At 66.6% G+C, this 18,261-nt stretch carries 16 protein-coding genes; 8 read left to right on the forward strand and 8 right to left on the reverse strand.

Translation table 11 applies throughout. The features are described from left to right. The first annotated feature begins 45 nt into the window (after positions 1-45). The gene (locus AC3IT0_RS14465; protein ID WP_489320436.1) at positions 46-261 is read left to right on the forward strand and encodes a helix-turn-helix domain-containing protein; all 216 of its coding nucleotides are present in this window, start codon (positions 46-48) and stop codon (positions 259-261) included. A 4-nt stretch (positions 262-265) separates the two neighbouring features. Here the strand turns inward: AC3IT0_RS14465 and AC3IT0_RS14470 are convergent, their stop codons facing one another. Continuing rightward, positions 266-838, reverse strand: a complete 573-nt coding sequence (locus tag AC3IT0_RS14470) for a hypothetical protein (RefSeq protein ID WP_489320437.1) — start codon at positions 836-838, stop codon at positions 266-268. Between the two features lie 148 nt (positions 839-986). Between AC3IT0_RS14470 and AC3IT0_RS14475 the strand changes: the two genes are divergently transcribed. Then, positions 987-1,835 (forward strand): LysM peptidoglycan-binding domain-containing protein, encoded by an 849-nt coding sequence (locus tag AC3IT0_RS14475; RefSeq protein WP_489320438.1) that lies wholly within the window; start codon positions 987-989, stop codon positions 1,833-1,835. Positions 1,836-1,886: 51 nt separating this feature from the next. Continuing rightward, positions 1,887-2,354, forward strand: coding sequence for an Rv3235 family protein (locus tag AC3IT0_RS14480; RefSeq protein ID WP_489320439.1), 468 nt, complete (start codon positions 1,887-1,889; stop codon positions 2,352-2,354). A gap of 73 nt (positions 2,355-2,427) precedes the next feature. On the opposite strand, the gene secA is transcribed toward AC3IT0_RS14480, so the two are convergent. From secA to mtrA, 7 genes are all read right to left on the reverse strand, one after another. Further along, a complete protein-coding gene (secA, locus tag AC3IT0_RS14485; RefSeq protein ID WP_489320440.1) occupies positions 2,428-5,166 on the reverse strand; it encodes a preprotein translocase subunit SecA in 2,739 nt (912 codons plus the stop codon). 47 nt (positions 5,167-5,213) lie between these two features. Continuing rightward, a complete protein-coding gene (locus AC3IT0_RS14490) occupies positions 5,214-6,479 on the reverse strand; it encodes a winged helix-turn-helix domain-containing protein (RefSeq protein ID WP_489320441.1) in 1,266 nt (421 codons plus the stop codon). 32 nt (positions 6,480-6,511) lie between these two features. After that, positions 6,512-7,237, reverse strand: a complete 726-nt coding sequence (gene hpf, locus AC3IT0_RS14495) for a ribosome hibernation-promoting factor, HPF/YfiA family (protein WP_489320442.1) — start codon at positions 7,235-7,237, stop codon at positions 6,512-6,514. Positions 7,238-7,382: 145 nt separating this feature from the next. Further along, positions 7,383-8,273, reverse strand: a complete 891-nt coding sequence (locus AC3IT0_RS14500) for a ComF family protein (RefSeq protein WP_489320443.1) — start codon at positions 8,271-8,273, stop codon at positions 7,383-7,385. 59 nt (positions 8,274-8,332) lie between these two features. Beyond that, the gene (locus AC3IT0_RS14505) at positions 8,333-10,051 is read right to left on the reverse strand and encodes an LpqB family beta-propeller domain-containing protein (protein WP_489320444.1); all 1,719 of its coding nucleotides are present in this window, start codon (positions 10,049-10,051) and stop codon (positions 8,333-8,335) included. Next, entirely contained in the window at positions 10,048-11,895 is a 1,848-nt protein-coding gene (mtrB, locus tag AC3IT0_RS14510; protein WP_489320445.1) for an MtrAB system histidine kinase MtrB, read from the reverse strand. The genes AC3IT0_RS14505 and mtrB overlap by 4 nt, the downstream gene beginning before the upstream one ends. Next, complete coding sequence (mtrA, locus tag AC3IT0_RS14515; RefSeq protein ID WP_489320446.1) at positions 11,867-12,541, reverse strand: MtrAB system response regulator MtrA; 675 nt, start codon at positions 12,539-12,541, stop codon at positions 11,867-11,869. Before mtrA ends, mtrB begins: the two co-directional genes overlap by 29 nt. Before the next feature lie 135 nt (positions 12,542-12,676). Between mtrA and AC3IT0_RS14520 the strand changes: the two genes are divergently transcribed. From AC3IT0_RS14520 to AC3IT0_RS14540, 5 genes are read left to right on the forward strand one after another with little or no spacing between them, the layout of a single operon-like run. Continuing rightward, the gene (locus AC3IT0_RS14520) at positions 12,677-14,002 is read left to right on the forward strand and encodes a DUF7847 domain-containing protein (RefSeq protein WP_489320447.1); all 1,326 of its coding nucleotides are present in this window, start codon (positions 12,677-12,679) and stop codon (positions 14,000-14,002) included. Beyond that, positions 13,992-14,648: a DUF4129 domain-containing protein gene (locus tag AC3IT0_RS14525; RefSeq protein ID WP_489320448.1), complete on the forward strand. Its 657-nt coding sequence runs from the start codon at positions 13,992-13,994 to the stop codon at positions 14,646-14,648. Before AC3IT0_RS14520 ends, AC3IT0_RS14525 begins: the two co-directional genes overlap by 11 nt. Beyond that, the gene (locus AC3IT0_RS14530) at positions 14,645-15,904 is read left to right on the forward strand and encodes a DUF4350 domain-containing protein (RefSeq protein ID WP_489320449.1); all 1,260 of its coding nucleotides are present in this window, start codon (positions 14,645-14,647) and stop codon (positions 15,902-15,904) included. Before AC3IT0_RS14525 ends, AC3IT0_RS14530 begins: the two co-directional genes overlap by 4 nt. 26 nt (positions 15,905-15,930) lie before the next feature. Beyond that, on the forward strand, positions 15,931-16,920 hold the full coding sequence (locus tag AC3IT0_RS14535; RefSeq protein ID WP_489323807.1) for an AAA family ATPase: 990 nt from the start codon (positions 15,931-15,933) through the stop codon (positions 16,918-16,920). A gap of 11 nt (positions 16,921-16,931) precedes the next feature. After that, on the forward strand, positions 16,932-18,224 hold the full coding sequence (locus AC3IT0_RS14540) for a DUF58 domain-containing protein (RefSeq protein ID WP_489320450.1): 1,293 nt from the start codon (positions 16,932-16,934) through the stop codon (positions 18,222-18,224). The last annotated feature ends 37 nt before the right edge of the window (positions 18,225-18,261 follow it).

Below are 18,261 nucleotides of genomic sequence, written 5' to 3' on the forward strand. Positions count from 1 at the left end.
GTGGATAACCGCACCAGATGACGTCTTCAATGGCAAAATGGAGCTATGCCCAGATTCCTAACTCTCGCCGATGTTGCTGAACAGCTACAGATCAACTCGCCGGCGGCCTACGCCCTGGTCCGCAGCGGAGAGCTGAAGGCCATTCAGGTGGGTGGCCGCGGGCAGTGGCGCGTCGAGGAAAAGATGCTGGAGCAATACATCGAAGAGCGGTACGCCGAGGCCAGCCGCATGATCCAGGAAGCCAAAGCCAAGCACGCCTGATCCGTTACAGTTCCCCTGCACTCCGTGACCGCAGGGCACCCAGCGCCGCAAACGGAATCGTGGCAACCTGCCGGACCTGTGATGCCCGCCGGGACTCCCCGGGACTGACCAGCGCCAGGTCCAAAAAGTCACTGCCCACCCGGTCGATGACTCCGGCCAGCCCCGTATCCCTTTCCGGTACGTGGCGCAGAATGACTGCCAGTTCGGCCCTGTCCCGCGCCAGGCCCCGCAGCGCATGTGCCAATCCGATCCGGCGCCGCACCTGCGAAGTCTCGGCCACGGACACGCGCCCCAAGCCCGCATAGCGCGCCACCGCGCCGTACGGGACCAGGACCTGGTGGCGCAACTCGTTCAGAACCAGGGCGTCGGCGCCGGCATGGCTCAGGGTTCCTTCGAAGACGCGCCCACACGCCAGGTGCACGGCCACGTGGCTGTCCAGGGAACCCCGCAAGCGGTCAGCCAGAGCCACGGAGGCTGTTTCCGCCCGTGCCCGCTCAGAGATCTCGGCATCAACGGCCAGCCGCTCGCCCTCGGCGAACTGTGCCTCCATATCACTGAACAGAGCATCCCAACGCATGGGGCCAAGCGTAGGGTGCGGCTTCATTCGCGGTCAATTCATCAACAACATCACTCCAGTCTCTGGACAAATCCATCACAGCTGCGTCAAACTGATCTTAGATTCATCAAACAGCATCAAACTGCATCAAACGGATGATAGGAGCACCATGACGGCAGGTACAGCACGCGGGCTCCGCGCGGACGCCGTCATGGCGGTGTCCATCCTCCTGCTGGGATTCTTCCTCTGCGTTGCCGGCGGGGGCATGGTGAATCGGTGGCAACTGTCCACAGCACGCCGGCAAGCCCCGGACGTTGATGACCTGCTTGGTGCCGTGGCTGTTGCCGCGGGCCTGACCATCGTGGCGTGGTGGATCTTCTCGATGATTTTGGCGTCAACAGCTGCCGTCCTGGACAGGTGCGGCCGGCGGCGGGCCGCCGACAGGGCAGGCAAGTGCTGCCCGGCATTTATGCGGCGGCTCGCTGTGGCCGCACTGTCGGTGCAGCTGCTGTCGGCACCTTTGGCTCACGCAGCCGTCCCGCCGGCGGGACCGGCCTGGGTGCCTACGCAGGATGTGGCGGTCAATGAATTAGTGGTCCAGAACGTACCGGTCCACGGCGTGGCCGTCCAGGCCCAGTGGTCCCCCACCGTCGACCTCCGGCCGATCCCGGAACCAGAGGGCAAAGTCCCTGCGAACACAGGAGAACAGACCAGCCAAGCTCCGGCGGCTACGGTCCGGCCCGACTGGCGGCCCAGCCCGCCGGCCCCGGACCCCGGCCTGCTGGCGGCCCAGCCAGTCCGGGCGGAACAGGGCACGCCGCCGGAATTGACTGAGGTCACGGTGCTGGCAGGCGACACCCTGTGGGACATCGCTTCCCGCCACCTGGGCCCGGCGGCTTCGGATGTGGACGTCGCCCTGCACTGGCCCCGCTGGTACGAGGCCAACAAAGCCCAGATCGGCGAAAGCCCCCATGTCCTGCTGCCCGGGCAGATTTTGAAAGCACCTTCCACGGCCTAGCCGACATTCCGACATTCCGACATTCATCAGGTCACGACTAAGGGGAATCACATGTACGCAGTTACGCCAATCCGCTCCGCCACGGTCAACCCGGGCCGGGCGGCGGCAGTCCGCCAAGTTCCCCTGCGCACCACTACCGCACCGGTCGCGCCGCTGCATGCAGCAGACGAGACCTCCGAAATCCTGGCGATCACCCGCAGCACAGTGCAGGCGGCCATGGAAGTCCTTGCCGGCATCCGGCCGATCCACCAGCTTGCCCGCCGGCTGGATCCGCGCTGCCTCGCCGTGCTGCAGCACCGTGCGGCCCTGATCCGCCGCGAGCAGGCGCGATCCGCTTCGCCGGCCCTGGCCCGGCTGCACAAGAACTCCGTGGTGCGCTCTGTCCGCGCCTGCGAGGTCGGCCCCGGCATTTACGAGGCAAGCGCCGTGGTGGTTGACGATGTCCGCGCCCGCGCTGTGGCGGTCCGGCTTGAACGCAGCAAGCAGGTCTGGCGCGTCACTGAGTTCATCGTCGGCTGAAGTGCTTACCCACGAATGCAGAAGTGCCCGGAACCGAGGCTCCGGGCACTTCCTGTCGATCATCGCGCTGAGGTCAGCGGCGCTTTTTCTTGGCCGGACGCTTGGTGGCGTCCTGCGCTGCAGCCTTGGCCGGGTTTCCGGACCGTGACGAGACACGGCCCTCCACCCGGGTCTGGGATGCGCCGTCTTCGCCGGGTGCCGTGTACTGCAGCTGGGCGGGTTTCTTCGGAGCCTCCAGGCCGGCGGCATGGATCTGCGGCTCAACATGTTCGGTGTGGCCACCTGCTGCGTCGGCCACCACCACATCCTGGGCCGGAGTGACCTCAACTTCAAGGTTGAACAGGAAGCCGACGCTTTCCTCCCGGATGGCCTCCATCATGCTCTGGAACATGGTGAAGCCCTCGCGCTGGTATTCCACCAGCGGGTCGCGCTGTGCCATGGCGCGCAGGCCGATGCCTTCCTTCAGGTAGTCCATCTCGTAGAGGTGTTCCTGCCACTTGCGCCCGATGACCGACAGCACCACGCGGCGTTCCAGCTCGCGCATGCTCTCTGCGCCGATGGTCTCTTCCCGGGTCTGGTAGACGACGCGGGCGTCGGAGAGCAGCTCCTCCTTGAGGAATTCAACAGTGAGCCTGGACTTGCCACCGGCTTCCTCGATGATCTCTTCCGCTGTGACGCTGACGGGGTAGAGCGTCTTGAGGTTGGTCCACAGCTGGGTGTAGTCCCAGTCGTCGCCGTTGCCTTCGGCCGTGGCGGCGTCGATCAGGGCGGTGATGGTGTCCTCCACAAAGAACTGGACCTTCTCGTGCAGGTCGTCACCTTCGAGGATCCGGCGGCGGTCGCCATAGATGGCTTCGCGCTGGCGGTTCAGGACGTCGTCGTACTTGAGGACGTTCTTGCGCTGCTCGGCGTTGCGGCCTTCAACCTGGCCCTGCGCAGACGCGATGGCCCGGGAAACCAGTTTCGATTCCAACGCCACATCATCCGGGACGGAACTGTTCATCAGCCGTTCGGCCGCGCCGGAGTTGAAGAGCCGCATCAGGTCATCGGTCAGGGAGAGGTAGAAGCGTGATTCGCCGGGGTCGCCCTGACGGCCGGAACGGCCACGGAGCTGGTTGTCGATGCGCCGGGACTCGTGCCGCTCAGTTCCCAGGACATACAGCCCGCCGAGGTTCAGCACTTCCTCGTGTTCGTCCTTCACGGACTGCTTGGCCGCCTCGAGGGCAGCCGGCCAGGCGGCCTCGTACTCCTCGGAATTCTCTTCCGGGTCCAGCCCGCGCTTGGCGAGGTCAGCCACCGCGGTGAATTCGGCGTTGCCGCCCAGCATGATGTCAGTGCCTCGGCCTGCCATGTTGGTGGCCACCGTGAGCGCACCCTTGCGTCCGGCCTGCGCCACGATGGCCGCTTCACGGGCGTGGTTCTTGGCGTTCAGGACTTCGTGCCGGATGCCCTCCTTGGCGAGCAGCCCGGAGAGGTATTCGCTCTTTTCGACACTCGTGGTGCCCACAAGGACCGGCTGGCCCTCTGCGTGGCGCTCGGCAATGTCCTTCACGACGGCGTCGAACTTCACCTTTTCGTTTTTGAACACCAGGTCCGACTGGTCGAGCCGCTGCATGTCCCGGTTGGTGGGGATGGCCACCACGCCGAGCTTGTACGTGCCCATGAACTCCGCGGCCTCAGTCTCGGCCGTGCCGGTCATGCCTGCCAGCTTGGAGTACATGCGGAAGTAGTTCTGGAGTGTTACCGTGGCCAGGGTCTGGTTTTCGGCCTTGATCTCCACGGCCTCTTTGGCCTCGATGGCCTGGTGCATGCCCTCGTTGTAGCGGCGCCCGGCCAGGATGCGGCCCGTGTGTTCGTCAACGATCAGCACTTCGCCGTCGAGGATGACGTAGTCCTTGTCCCGCTTGAACAGTTCCTTGGCCTTGATGGCGTTGTTCAGGAACCCGATGAGCGGAGTGTTAGCGGATTCATAGAGGTTCTGGATGCCCAGGTAGTCCTCCACCTTTTCGATGCCACTTTCGAGGACACCAACGGTGCGCTTCTTCTCGTCCGCCTCGTAGTCCTCGCCGGCCTTCAGTCGCTGCACCACCTTGGCAAATTCGCTGTACCACCGGTTGGTGTCGCCCTGGGCAGGGCCGGAAATGATCAGCGGCGTGCGGGCTTCATCGATGAGGATGGAGTCGACCTCATCAACAATGGCGAAGTTGTGGCCGCGCTGGACCAGTTCTGATTGGTCCCACGCCATGTTGTCGCGCAGGTAGTCAAAGCCGAATTCGTTGTTGGTGCCGTAAGTGATGTCCGCGGCGTACTGCTGCCGGCGCACCGCGGGATCCTGGTTGGACAGGATGCAACCGCTGGTCAGGCCAAGGAAACGGTAGACCCGGCCCATAAGATCTGACTGGTATTCGGCCAGGTAGTCGTTCACCGTGATGACGTGGACGCCCTTGCCGGTGAGGGCATTAAGGACGGCCGGCGCGGTAGCCACGAGGGTCTTGCCTTCGCCGGTCTTCATTTCGGCGATATTGCCCAGGTGGAGTGCGGCGCCACCCATGAGCTGGACGTCAAAGTGACGCATGCCCAGGGTGCGGGATGAGGCCTCGCGCACGGCAGCGAAAGCCTCCGGGAGGAGATCGTCCAGTTGCTCACCGTCCTGGTGGCGGGCGCGGAGGTGGTCAGTTTCCTCGCGGAGCTCAGCATCCGTGAAGGTTTTGAACGAGTCTTCGAGCGCATTGATGGAGTCAGCATAGTTCCGCAGTTGCCGCAGGGTTTTTTTGTCACCCGTGCGGAGAAGTTTTTCGATAAGTGATGCCACGTGAAGATACTCCCAGTCTTATGCTGCCGAATTCTGGCGTTTTTAGTCTACGGGAGAGACACAGGCCACGCGGCCGGTGTTCCCTGAGAGCGGAGCGGACCGGCGCGGTGATTCAGGGCGCCCGCGAGGGACTCCGCCAGGTCCCCGACCGGGCTGACCACAATGTCCCCCAGCTCCAGCCATTCGGCCATCAGTTCCAGCTCGGCGGCGAGTTCGACGGCGGTCGCCGGCGGTGCGGCCGGCTCACCGTATGCGGACCTGACCAGCAGTTTGCCTGCCGCCCGGTCGGCCTTGAGGTCCACCCGGGCCGCTATGGTGTCACCCAGGAGAAAAGGCAGGACGTAGTACCCGAAGCGCCGCAGGTGCGCTGGCGTGTAAATCTCGATCCGGTAGTGGAACCCGAAGAGCTCCTCAAGCCGGCGCCGCTCGAAAACCAGGGAGTCAAACGGACTGAGCAAGGCCCGCCCTCCCGCCCGCCGCGGCATGGCGGCATCGGCATGGAGGTAGACATTCCGGTCCCAGCCTGCGACAGCCACCGGCTCCAGCCTCCCTATGCTGACCAGATGGTCCACGGAGTCGGCGGCCGCCTTGCCCGGTGTACGGAAGTAGTCCGCGAAGCACTTCACGGTTCCGATGCCATGGGCCTGAGCGGCCGCGTCGATGAGGCGGTGCATGGCTTCAACAGGGTCCGGGGCGGCTTCGAGGGCCAGCCGGGGCGGCAGCACCCTGCCGGTCAGCGTGTACTTTCGCTCGAACTGTTCGGTTCTGGACGCCGCGGAAATGATGCCCGCCTCGAACAGGTCTTCAAGCACGCGTTTGACGGCGTTCCAGTTCCATCCCCAGTTCTCGTCCCGCCGGTCCTCCACGTGCCCGATGTTCGCCGTCAGTTCCACCGCTGTCATGGGCCGCCCGGCGGTAAGGGCGTCGAGGACCTTTCCGGCCACCGCGTCGCGCAGCTCCGGGTCCAGTTTGGACGCACCCACCCACGTGCGTTTCTGCCACAACCGGAGGTCTTGGAAGTGCTCGGGCCGGATGAAGCTGGCCTCGTGCGCCCAGTACTCCATCATTCGCCTGGGCGGCGAGCCGGCCATCCGCTGAAGAATGGTGCGGTCGTAGTTGCCGAGCCTCGAAAAGAAGGGCAGAAAGTGACTGCGGGACAACACGTTGACGGAATCGATCTGGACAAGCTGGATCCGGGCAAAGGTACGGCCCACCGTCCGTGAGGTCACGGGGCCGGCGGGCCGTCCTTTGTCGAGTCCCTGAGCTGCCAGGGCGATCCGCCGGGCCTGGTTAAGGCTCAGCGTCGCTGGCACATCAGTCCTTTCAGTGAGGGGTGTGAACCGCCCTAGACTTTTGCGGCCTCGTCATCGGAGCGGTAGGCGAGGATTTTTTCTTCGACGGGGGTGTCCCCCGGTTCGCATTCGTGGTCCAGGGTGATCACGCCGTACGTCCAGCCCCGGCGCCGGTAGACCACCGAGGGCGTGTTGGTGGCCTTGTCCACGAACAGGTAGAAATCGTGGCCCACGAGCTCCATATTGTCCACCGCATCGTCAAGGGTGAGGGAGGCGGCAGGGAAAACTTTGCGCCGGATCAGCACCGGGGAGTCCCCGGCCGGAATGTCGTTCTCGACCTCGTAGGGCGAACGTTCGACTGGTGCTGCCTGGGGTTCGCTGCGATGGCTCGCCTCGACATAAAGGGGCTCACTGGTACTTGCGGGTTCCAGTGACGCGGTGGCCTCGCGTACTGCCTTGGGGGTGTGGCGCCCGTGGTGGACCTTCTTGCGGTCCTTGGCGCGGCGGAGGCGTTCAAGCAGCTTGGTGTAGGCGAGATCGAACGCAGCGAATTTGTCTGCGGCGCTGGCTTCGGCACGGATTACGGGTCCCCGGCCCAGGACCGTCACTTCAACGGTGAGCTGGTCGCCGGTCTGGCGTGCATTCGTTTCCTTGGAAACCTTTGCATCAACCCGCTGGACCTTGTCGCCAAGTGACTCGATCTTCGAGATCTTCTCACCGGCGTATTCGCGGAAGCGGTCTGAGACCGTCAGATTTCGTCCGCTTATCATAAACTCCATGGTGCCCTCCAAATGACTTCGGTGACACGACGGCGGCACTTCCCATGGGCCGATCTGCTTGACAGTCGAGCCCCTTTCCGAGCCGCCATCGAAAGGTACAACTTGTTCTTGGTACCCACAACCGACGTTAGTTCATAGCCACCTGTTATTCATCCTTTCTTGGTTTATTTTTTTCTAAGACGGGCCGCTTTCGGCCAGCTCCCGCGACCGGCGATTCGCCGCCAGCTGAATCCGGCGGGCGTGTCGCGGCGAGGACCACCGCACCCACCACCACGGCGCCGCTCAGATGGAGCGCGCGGGCTGCTTCCGCGAGTGTGGCCCCGGTGGTGAGGACGTCGTCGACGATGATGCAGCGGCGGCCGGCCACCCGCGCGCACTGGCGTCCCGGGACCTTCATGGAGCCCCTGACCCGGCTCGCCCGGGCACCACGGCCGAGTCCTTTCTGGCCGCCAGGCAACTGCTCCAGCGCGGCGCGGCGCCGCGATTTCCGGATCACGTCAACCACCGGTGTTCCGGGATTGGTGGTCCCCCGCTGCAATGCTGCAAGCAGGAGGTGAACCGGGCTGAACCCCCGCTTGACGTAGCCGGCCGTGCTGCTGGGCACCGGAACCAGGAACACGCCGTCGACGCCGGCCACGGCCGCCGCAATACCCTGCCCCAATCCGCGCGCCAGGACTGACGTGAGCTGGTGCTGGCCATGGCTCTTGAACGAAAGCACGGCCTGCGCCAGCTCCTCGCGGTACACCCCCGCCGCCACCACCGGAAGGATCAGGCCGCCGTCGACGTTCATCAGGGCCGGTGCCTGCTCCTCAGCCCGGAACGGATGCCTGGTCAGCAGGCGGACCTGGCGTTCGCACACCACGCACAGGGCCAGGTCCTCCGCACCGCAGCAGACGCAGTCCACGGGGACGGCGAGTGCCAGCAGCTCCGCGGCGGCCGCGCCCATCTGGTCTGCGGCCCGCAGCCACCGGCGGCGGTGACCGCCGCGATGCTTGGCGGCCGGCAGGGGAGGCGGCAGGAGGTCCGGATCGGTCACACCCCATGGTGGCCTGCGTGACGCGGCCCCGGAACCCTGAGGCCGCGCTATGTGGAAAGCTACCCGGGGAATGAGGGGTCGATGGGACCCTTGAGCTGGGGCGACCAGCCGTTGCCCAGCCGCTGGAAGATGCCCTCGGCAGACTGGCCGTAGATCTCCTCCAGCCCGTTGCCGGCGCTGAGCCACACCAGGCCGGGCCACGGCGCCAACTGCTGGGGCTGTCCGGATGTGAGGGACAGCAGCTCCGGCGTGACATTGGAGCCTGCCGAGGCTTTCATCACGGCGACCGTTGTGTCGTTCACCCAGACGCCCTGGTCCGGATCACCGGAAGCCACCAGGGTGATCGGGGCAGTCAGTTCCCGGGGTGTCCCGTCGGCGTTCCGGATGATCCCGGCAATCTGCACCTTTGTCTTGCCGTTCTGTTCCGAAATGACCAGCGCCCGGACACCCTCGCGTGAGATCCGCAGCTCCTTGACGGTCCGTCCGGCCAGCCAGGACGGCGTGAGCGTAACGGTGGGAACGGCGGCACCTTCGGCAACTCCGATGGGCCGGTAGGCGACCACCTCGGCACCGCCGGTAGCTCCCGGCCCGGCGGCCCACACCCAGTCATAAATACTGAAGGACGGATGCGTGATGGTGCTGCGCGTTGTCAGCGCGCGCGCGGGCTGTCCCGGCACCATGCTGTACAGGGTCGTCCGGCTTTCGTTGAGGAAGGCAACGGTCTGTGACACCGGGGATTCCGCCGGGTAGCGGGGCCCGAGCGAGGAAACAGGCTGCATATCCGGCAGCGGGGACACCCTGTTGTTCTCGTAGCGAACCAGCTCATTGCCGCTGACGGCGATCTCGCGGACCGGCACGTTTTTGTCCCGCACCGGGGGCAGCACCGAGCCGTTGTCTTCGACCCGGACCAGGTCCTGGTTGGCATGCAGCTCCACATTAACGACGTCGGGCTGGCTGCGGAACGTGAGCGAAAGCTGCGTCTGCATCCGGAGCCTGTCCTCCGTGGACGCCTCGGTGAGCTCCTTGGCCGTGAGGTCCACCTGCGCAGCTCCCGCCACCACCGGAACCGATTCGCGGGCAAGTTTGATACCGGACGGGAAGGCGCTCACCACCGCGCCCCGAAGGTACGGCGCGGGGCCGGCAAGCAGGGCGCTGGTCATTGCTTTGACGGTCTTGTTCCTAATGAACCAGCGGACGTCAGGCACGGCATAGGTGAAGCTGGGATCGTAGAAGTAGATAGGGTAGGCGCCGTAGATGACCTTAAAGGTTTCCTCCGGGATCGCTGTTCCGTCCGGGATGGCCGAGATCCGCCATTCGCCGTCCACCTGGGTGAGCGTGGCCGGGATGTTCTCGATGGTGCCTTCGGGCATCTGCGTGGCGATGCCGTCAACATCCACGCTGTAGGCAACGTCCAGCTGGTAGTTGTAGACGTTGTCGACGCCGGTGCCCACCACTTTCGCCTCGCGGTACACCAGCGCGCGCTGGTCGGGTTTCCAGGCCACTGACGCTGCCTGAGTCAGGTATTCGCGGGCCACCGCGTAGTCGCCCTCGTAGCCGGTGCCGGCACGGTAGAAGTAATCAATGATGTTTTCCGGAGTGGCGCCGGGCTGGGGCGCGGCCGGGAGGAACACCGGCGCGTTGACGTTTCCGGCGCTGCCTTCCGCGCTCTTCCCCACCGGCCCGGCGGTGGGAATGCGGGCGCATGAGGCCAGCAGCAGGATGACGGTGAACAGCACGAAACTTCTCTTCAGCACTCCCCGCACTTTTGGTCCCGTCATGAAGACTCCTTCGGTGTTCCGGGTCCCAGGACGAGCACGTTCTTCGCATGGGGCACGTCGGGGAGGATGATGTCCTCCGGCTCAAGCTGCACGGGTGAGCGGTCGATCTCCGCGCCCTGGCGCAACGGAATGGTCAGCCGGAAATTGGCTCCCCTGCCCTTGTTTCCCCAAGCTTGCAGCCAGCCGTTGTGGAGCTTGGTGTCCTCCATCGCGATGGACAGGCCCAGGCCGCTGCCTCCGGTGGTGCGTGCCCGCGCCGGATCCGCACGCCAGAACCGGTCAAAGACCCGGGCGGCCTCGGCCGGAGTCATGCCGATCCCCTGGTCCCGGACGGCAACTCCCACCGCTGACTGGTTGGCCGCGACAGTTACGGTGACCGGCCTGCCTTCGCCGTGCTCCACCGCATTCAGAATGAGGTTCCGCAGGATCCTGTCGATCCTCCTGGTGTCCATTTCCGCCACAATTCCCACGGCGGGCGCCCGGAGGATGATCTCCGAGCCGTATTCGGCCGCGACGGGCGCTGCCCCGTCAATGACGTGGGCGATCACCTGCAGGATGTCCTCGGGCTCGGCGTCGAGCATGGCCACGCCGGCGTCGAAGCGGGAGATCTCGAGCAGGTCTGCCAGCAGGGACTGGAACCTCTCCACCTGGTTGTACAGGAGTTCGGCGGAGCGCTTGTTGATGGGGTCGAAGTCGTGACGGGCGTCGTACAACACTTCCGCGGCCATCCGGACGGTGGTCAGAGGCGTGCGGAGCTCGTGGGAGACGTCGGAGACAAACCGCTGCTGCATCTGGGACAACATGGCCAGCTGGGTGATCTGCTCCTGGAGGCTGGCGGCCATGTGGTTGAACGATGCCCCGAGTCGGGCCACTTCGTCCTCGCCTTTGACCACCATCCGCTCCTGCAACTGGCCGGCCGCGAGCTTCTCCGACACCAGGGCGGCATGGCTGACCGGGCTGACAACATTGCGGGTGACGTACCAGGCGATGGCCCCGATCATCAGCACCAGCGCGGCCCCGCCGGCCAGGAGAACCCCCTGGATTTCGTCGAGCGTCTTTTGGGCAGTGTTGACGTCATAGATCAGGTAGAGCTCGTACACGGTGCCGTTGAAGGTCACCTTGTTGCCTACGGCGATGCCCGGCCTGTCCTCGGTTCCCACCGGGATAATGGTGGAGGCCCAGTACTGGTCCTTGCCCGATTCCTGGACCGCCGTGCGGAGTTCAGGCGGGATGACGCTGACGGTCAGCTGATCGGACGCCCGGGACTCCACCCAGCGGTTCCGGGGCTTGGTCTGTTCGGGCATGGCCTCAAAAACGTACCGCCGCTGGATCACGGAGCCGCGCCCCTCCACCGCGTTCAAGGTGTCGTACACCAGGGTGATGACGCTGGACTGGTCCGTGACCTGGGCACCATCGAACGTGTCCTGGACCTGCTTGACGTAGTAACGGGTTTCGGATTCGGCCTGGGTGAGGCGCTCCTGGAACAGGTTGTTGGCGATCTGGTTGGACAAGTAGGCGCCCACGGCGCCAAACGATGTTACGGCCAGCAGCAGGGTGGTGAGGACGGTCCGGAACTGCAGGGACCGGCGCCAGCGCCGCCGCAGCGACTGCCCGGCATAACGGACCGCAGGGAAGAAACGGGTCACACCGATCCGGACCAGGCGGCCCACCCGTAGCCCCACGATTACTCCACGGCGCCGCCAGATCCGAGCCCGGAACGGCAGCGTTGCCAGCTCCGACGGCAGTGCATCCGTATGCTCCGGGCCCTTGGCTGCTGGAAGGTCCGGGGCGCGGTGCGCATCTGGTCCTGAAGGCTCAGGAACCTGCTTTGTAGCCGACACCACGAACCGTCAATACAACTTCGGGAGCTTCCGGATCCCGCTCAATTTTTGACCGTAGGCGCTGGACGTGGACGTTGACCAGCCGGGTGTCCGCCGCGTGGCGGTAGCCCCAGACCTGCTCCAGCAGCAGTTCGCGGGTGAACACCTGCCAGGGCTTCCGCGCCAGGGCCACGAGGAGGTCAAACTCCAGGGGCGTCAGGGAAATCCGCTCATCGGAACGCTTCACGGTGTGGCCGGCCACGTCGATGGTGATGTCTGCGATCCGCAGCGTTTCAGGCGCTTTCTGGTCGCCGGGCCGGAGGCGGGCGCGCACGCGTGCCACGAGTTCGGCGGGTTTGAACGGCTTGGGCACGTAGTCGTCTGCGCCGGACTCAAGGCCACGGACGACGTCGGACGTATCCGACTTGGCGGTGAGCATCACGATGGGCACGTCCGATTCGGAGCGGATCTGCCGGCAGACCTCGATGCCGTCCACGCCGGGGAGCATCAGGTCAAGCAGCACGAGGTCCGGCTTCGATGAACGGAAAATATCCAGCGCCTGGCTGCCGTCGGCGCAAAAGACCGGCTCAAAGCCGTCATTGCGCAGAACAATCCCAATCATTTCGGCCAGCGCTTCGTCATCGTCAACTACCAGAATGCGTGCCTTCATAGCTACATGTTCCCTTATTGATCAGGGTTTGTCCTGTTGAACGGCCTTACGGCATGGCGCCACGCTATGACGCCCGACGCCGGAACTATAGGCTGGCAAGACGCGGACAGTCCCGCGCGGGGGGAAGGAACAGGGGTGCCACACCAGGATCCGAACATGCAGCAGCCGCATCCTGCCGGCGAGGGTGGGCGGGGCCAGTCGCCAGGAAGCCAGCCTCCGTGGGGGCCGCAGCCCGGCCCGGCACAGCCGCCTTGGGGCGCCCAGCCGGTATGGGGCGCCCAGCCGGTATGGGGCGCTCCGCCGGGTGGCCCGCCGGCGTGGGGTACTCCGCCGCACAATCCCTACGGCGCGTCGCCGCCCTACCAGCAGCCGCGTTATGTTGCCCCGCCCAAACCCGGCATCGTTCCCCTGCGACCGCTGATGTTCGGCGAGATCCTGGACGGTTCCTTCCAGGCGATCAGGCGCAATGCCAAGGCCATGCTGGGCGCCGCGCTGCTGGCGCAGACCCTCGTCGCAGTGCTGACGGCAGTCCTTACGGCATTTTCCGCCACGTCCGCGGCGTCCCTGGAGACCTGGGCGCAGGGCCTGGCGGAGCAGGACCGGGTCCCGCTGGTGGTGACCTTTGCGTCCCGTGTCCTGCTCGTCCCGGTGCTGACCGTTTTTCTGTCGGCGGTGCTTCAGGGCGCCATGGTGGTTCCGGTAGCCAGGTCCGTCCTTAACCGCCCGACTGGCTTCAGGCAGATGTGGTCCCTGACCCGGTCCCGCGCGTGGGCACTGATCCGCCTCGCGGTGCTGCTGGTTGGCGGCGGGCTCCTGACGGCGCTGCTGTTTGTGGCGCTGGCCGTGCTGCTGGTCAGCACGGTGGGTGGAGTGGGCGCCCTGATCCTGATCCCGCTGGGGCTGGTGTGCCTTGTGCTGTACGTCTGGGTCTACATCAAGCTGATGGTGGCTCCGGCCGCCGTGGTGGTGGAGGAGCTCGGGGCCGTGGCCGGCATACGCCGCTCGTGGGAACTCACGAGTAACAGCTGGTGGCGGCTCCTGGGCATCACGCTGGTGGTGGGCATTATGGTGGGGGTCATCGCCCAGGTGGTCATGATTCCCGTCACGCTGCTCACCGGCTTTTACACCGGTGTGGTCTCACCGCACGGCGGTGCCGAGCAAGCGGTCACAACGGCCGTGGTGGCGGGCGTTGCCACGGCCGTGGTCACCGCCGTAGTCGCTGCGGCGGGTTTTGCCTTCCAGACCTCCGTGATGGCGCTGCTCTACCTCGACCTCAGGATGCGCCGGGACGGACTGGATATCGCCCTGCTCCGGCTGCTGGAATCGGGCGCGGATCCGGACGGTGTCCCGGGCCGAGGCGTCCCGGTCTACCGGGCAGGACCCGGCCAAGAACCGCGGCCGCCCTACGGGGCACCGCCCTACGGGACACCGCCAGGCGGGACATGGCCGGATGGCCGCTGAACCGCCAGTCCTGCCTGGCCGGGACGAGGCCCGCCGCTGGGCCGAAGAAGAACTTGCCAAGGCGGAATACCGTGACGCGGCCCCCGGCTGGCTGGACAGCGTGTGGGCGGACATCCTGGACTGGCTGCGGTCCCTGGACGGCGGTTCCGGGCCGGAAACCAGCGGGGCGGCGCCGTGGATCGGCGTGGCCATCGCGGTGCTGATCGGCGCCGCAGTCATCCAGGCCCGCCCGCGCCTCAACGCGAAAGCCAAGCGCGCCGGAGAGGTGTTCGACGCCGACGCAACAGTCAGTGCCGGGGCCTATCGCGGGCGCGCCGCGGCCGCAGCCGCAGCAGGCAACTGGAGTGCCGCCGCCGTGGACTGTTTCCGTGCGCTGGTGCGCACGGCCGAGGACAGGGCGGTGTTCGACGCGCGGCCGGGCCGGACCGCGGACGAGGTGGCGCACGAACTGGCCACACCTTTTTCGTCAGAGGCCGGCCGCCTGAAGGACGCTGCCCGGACTTTCGACGGGATTCGCTACGGAAATGAGTCCGCCCGCGAGGCCGACTATGCTGCTGTGCGCGAGCTGGACATTGCCCTGCAGTCCCTCACACCGGCGAGCGCCGCCCTGCCCGCTGAACGCGACGAGCCGGCGGTTCCGCGATGACGCAGAGTCCCACGACGCAGAACCCCTCGCCGGATCGCCTGACGCCCAACCTTCTGACGCAGGGCGCACCGGAGACGCAGCCGGATTCCGCCCCTCCGGCGCGGCCCGGCGCCGGGTCCGGGGGCGGGTTCGGGGCCTGGCTTCGGCGGAACCGCGGCAGGGCGGCGATCGGTGCGGCAGCCGCCGTCGGACTGGCGGTGGTCATTTCCACCCAGCTGGCGCCAAAGGGCGATTCCCTACCCCTATCCGTCCACAACGTCGGGCCGGACGGCGCCAGGGCGGTCAGCGAGGTCCTGGGCCGCCACGGAGTCGCGGTCCAGGATGTTGAATCCTTTGACGCCGCCACGGCGGCACTCGCGGACCGGCCAGGTGCCACCCTCCTCCTGTACGACCGGAGCGGATTCCTGGACCAATCCCGGCTGGAGGAGCTGACCGCACGTGCGGGACGGGTGCTGCTAGTGACGCCGCGGCTAGCCACGCTGAAGGCCCTCGCTACCGGCATCAGCCAGGCCGGCGTGGTGCCGGACTCAGCGGCGCTCCTGGAACCGGGCTGCGGGCTCAGCGATCCTGCGGCCGCAGGTGCGGTTTCCGGAACCGGCGGGTTCCTGTACGACGGCGGCACGGCGTGCTACCGTCCGCCGGGCAGCGCCGCCGGGCTGCTGGCCGGCACGGACGACGGCGGCCTGACGGTCCTGGGCAGCACCGCTCTCCTCAACAACGGCGGGCTTGCCGACCACGGGCATGCCGCGCTGGCCCTGCGGACGCTGGGCAGCTCAAAGGACCTTGTCTGGTATCTCCCCGGGCTGGGCGATGCGGCCGCTGCGGAGTCAACGCAGACACTGGATGACCTCGCCCCTGACTGGGTGGCTTTCCTGGGGCCATGGCTGGTCTTTGTGGCCGTGCTGGCCGTCATGTGGCGGGGTCGCCGCCTAGGCCCGCTCGTCTTTGAACCACTCCCCGTGGTTGTCAAGGCTGTGGAGACCGCGGAAGGCCGTGCCCGCCTCTATCAGGATTCCCAAGCACTGGACCGGGCGCGGGACAACCTTCGGGCGGGCACCCTGGTTCGTCTGGCGCAAGCCCTTCGACTGGGATCCCAGCCCACTGTCGAGGACGTCGTGCAGGCAGCGGCCCGGCACCTGGGCCGGCCGGCCACCGATATCAGCGGCCTGATCCAGGAACACCCCGGGACAGCAACCAGGCTGGTGCAATGGTCACAGGAACTGGACAAACTAGAGAACGAGGTCAGGACCCGATGAACGAACCGTACGGCGCCCCGCAGATCATGGAATCTTCCCCGCAGACGCTGGATACCGCCCGGCAGCATGATCCCGCCCGGCAGGCACTCCTGGATGTCCGCCACGAGGTGGCCAAGGCCGTGGTGGGCCAGGATGCCACCGTTACCGGACTCCTGATCGCGCTGCTCTCCCAGGGCCATGTGCTCCTCGAAGGTGTGCCCGGCGTGGCCAAGACACTCCTGGTCCGTGCCCTGTCCGCCGCGCTGAGCCTGGACACCAAACGCGTGCAGTTCACCCCTGACCTGATGCCCGGCGACATCACCGGCTCGCTGGTCTATGACTCGCACACCTCGGAATTCAGTTTCCGCGAGGGGCCGGTCTTCACCAACATCCTGCTGGCCGACGAAATCAACCGGACACCGCCGAAAACGCAGGCCTCCCTGTTGGAGGCCATGGAAGAGCGGCAGGTCTCGGTGGACGGGATGTCCAGGCCGCTGCCGGCGAACTTCCTGGTGGCGGCAACCCAGAACCCCGTGGAGTATGAGGGAACGTATCCCCTGCCCGAAGCCCAGCTGGACCGGTTCCTGCTCAAGCTCACCATGCCGCTGCCCGGCCGGACTGACGAGGTGGAAGTGATCCGGCGGCACGCGTCCGGCTTCAATCCCCGCGATCTTGCTGCCGCCGGTGTCCGGCCGGTGGCCGGCGCCGAGGACCTCACACGGGCGCGCCAGGCTGTGGCCACCGTCGCCGTCGAACCGGAAATCATCGGCTACATCGTGGACCTGGTGCGCGCCACCCGGCAGGCGCCGTCGTTCCAGCTGGGCGTCTCGCCCCGCGGCGCGACTGCACTGCTTAATACGTCCCGTGCCTGGGCCTGGCTGTCCGGCCGCAGCTTCGTCACCCCCGACGACGTCAAGGCACTGGCGCTGCCGTGCCTGCGCCACCGGGTTGCCCTGCAGCCTGATGCCCAGATGGACGGGGTCCGAGTGGACGATGTCCTGGGCAGCATCCTCGCGTCCGTCCCCGTCCCCCGCTGATCCGCTTGCATATGGCGCTCTCCGGACGGTTCGTGTTGCTGGCACTGCTGGGCCTGGTGCCGGTGCTGCTGTTTCCGGGCTGGGGAACGGTTCTGGGCGTGGTCGTGGCACTCGCTGCCCTCCTGGGCCTGGACCTTGGCCTGGCCGCTTCCCCGCGGGCCATCAGCATCACGCGCGCCGAGCCCGGCATCGTGACGCTGCACGGCACGGCCGCTTCGGTCCTGACGCTGCGCAACAGCGGCCGGCGGCCCCTGCGCGCCACTGTTCGGGACGCGTGGCAGCCGTCTGCCGGGGCCGTGAATCCGGTCCAGGACCTGGCCATCCCCGCCCTGGAGAGCATCCGGATGACCGTCCGGTTACAGCCGGCCCGCCGTGGCGACGTGGGCGCCCGGCACGTCACGGTGCGCTCCCATGGACCCCTTCGGCTCGCGGCACGCCAGCGCACGTTTGACTCCGCCGGTATCCTGCGGGTCCTGCCGCCGTTCCATTCCCGCAGGCACCTCCCGTCGAAGCTCAGGAAACTCCGCGAACTCGACGGCAAGGCCGCCGTACAGATCCGGGGTGCCGGCACCGAATTCGACTCGCTGCGTGACTATGTCCGCGGGGACGACGTCCGGTCCATCGACTGGCGCGCAACCGCCCGCCGGTCCGCCGTCGTCGTCCGCACGTGGCGCCCGGAACGCGACCGTCGCGTGGTGATCATGCTGGATACGTCCCGCACGTCAGCGGCGAGGATCGAGGACGAACCAAGGCTGGATACCGGCATCGAAGCGGCGCTCCTGCTGGCGGTACTGGCCGAGCGTGGCGGTGACCGGGTGGATTTCCTAGCGTACGACCGCCGTCCGCGGGCCAGGGCCGGTTCCGCCACCACCGGCAATCTCCTAGGCCAGCTGGTGCAGGCAATGGCGCCCCTCGAAGCTGAACTGATCGAGCTTGACTGGTCCAGCCTCCCCGGCCAGATCCGGGCGGTCTCCGCCCACCGGTCCCTGGTGGTGCTGCTGACCTCGTTGGACGGCGGCGCGCCGGAGGAGGGGCTCATTCCCGTGGCCGCGCAGCTCGCCCAGCAGCATGTTGTGGTGGTGGCCGCCGTCCGTGATCCGATGCTCGGGCAGATGCTGCGTGAACGTGAAAACGCTGCCGGTGTATTCCGGGCAGCAGCGGCTGAACGCGTGCTCCTGGAACGGGCGGCGGTCAGCGCCGAGCTCCGGCAGCACGGGGTGGAAGTGGTGGATGCGGAGCCACACCAGCTGCCGCCGCAGCTTGCCGACATGTACATCCGGCTCAAGGCTGCCGGTAGATTGTGAATCACTGCAGCGCCGCTGACGGTACCGTCCAGGAGGT

This window comes from Pseudarthrobacter sp. KH_020_B, from assembly GCF_057840185.1.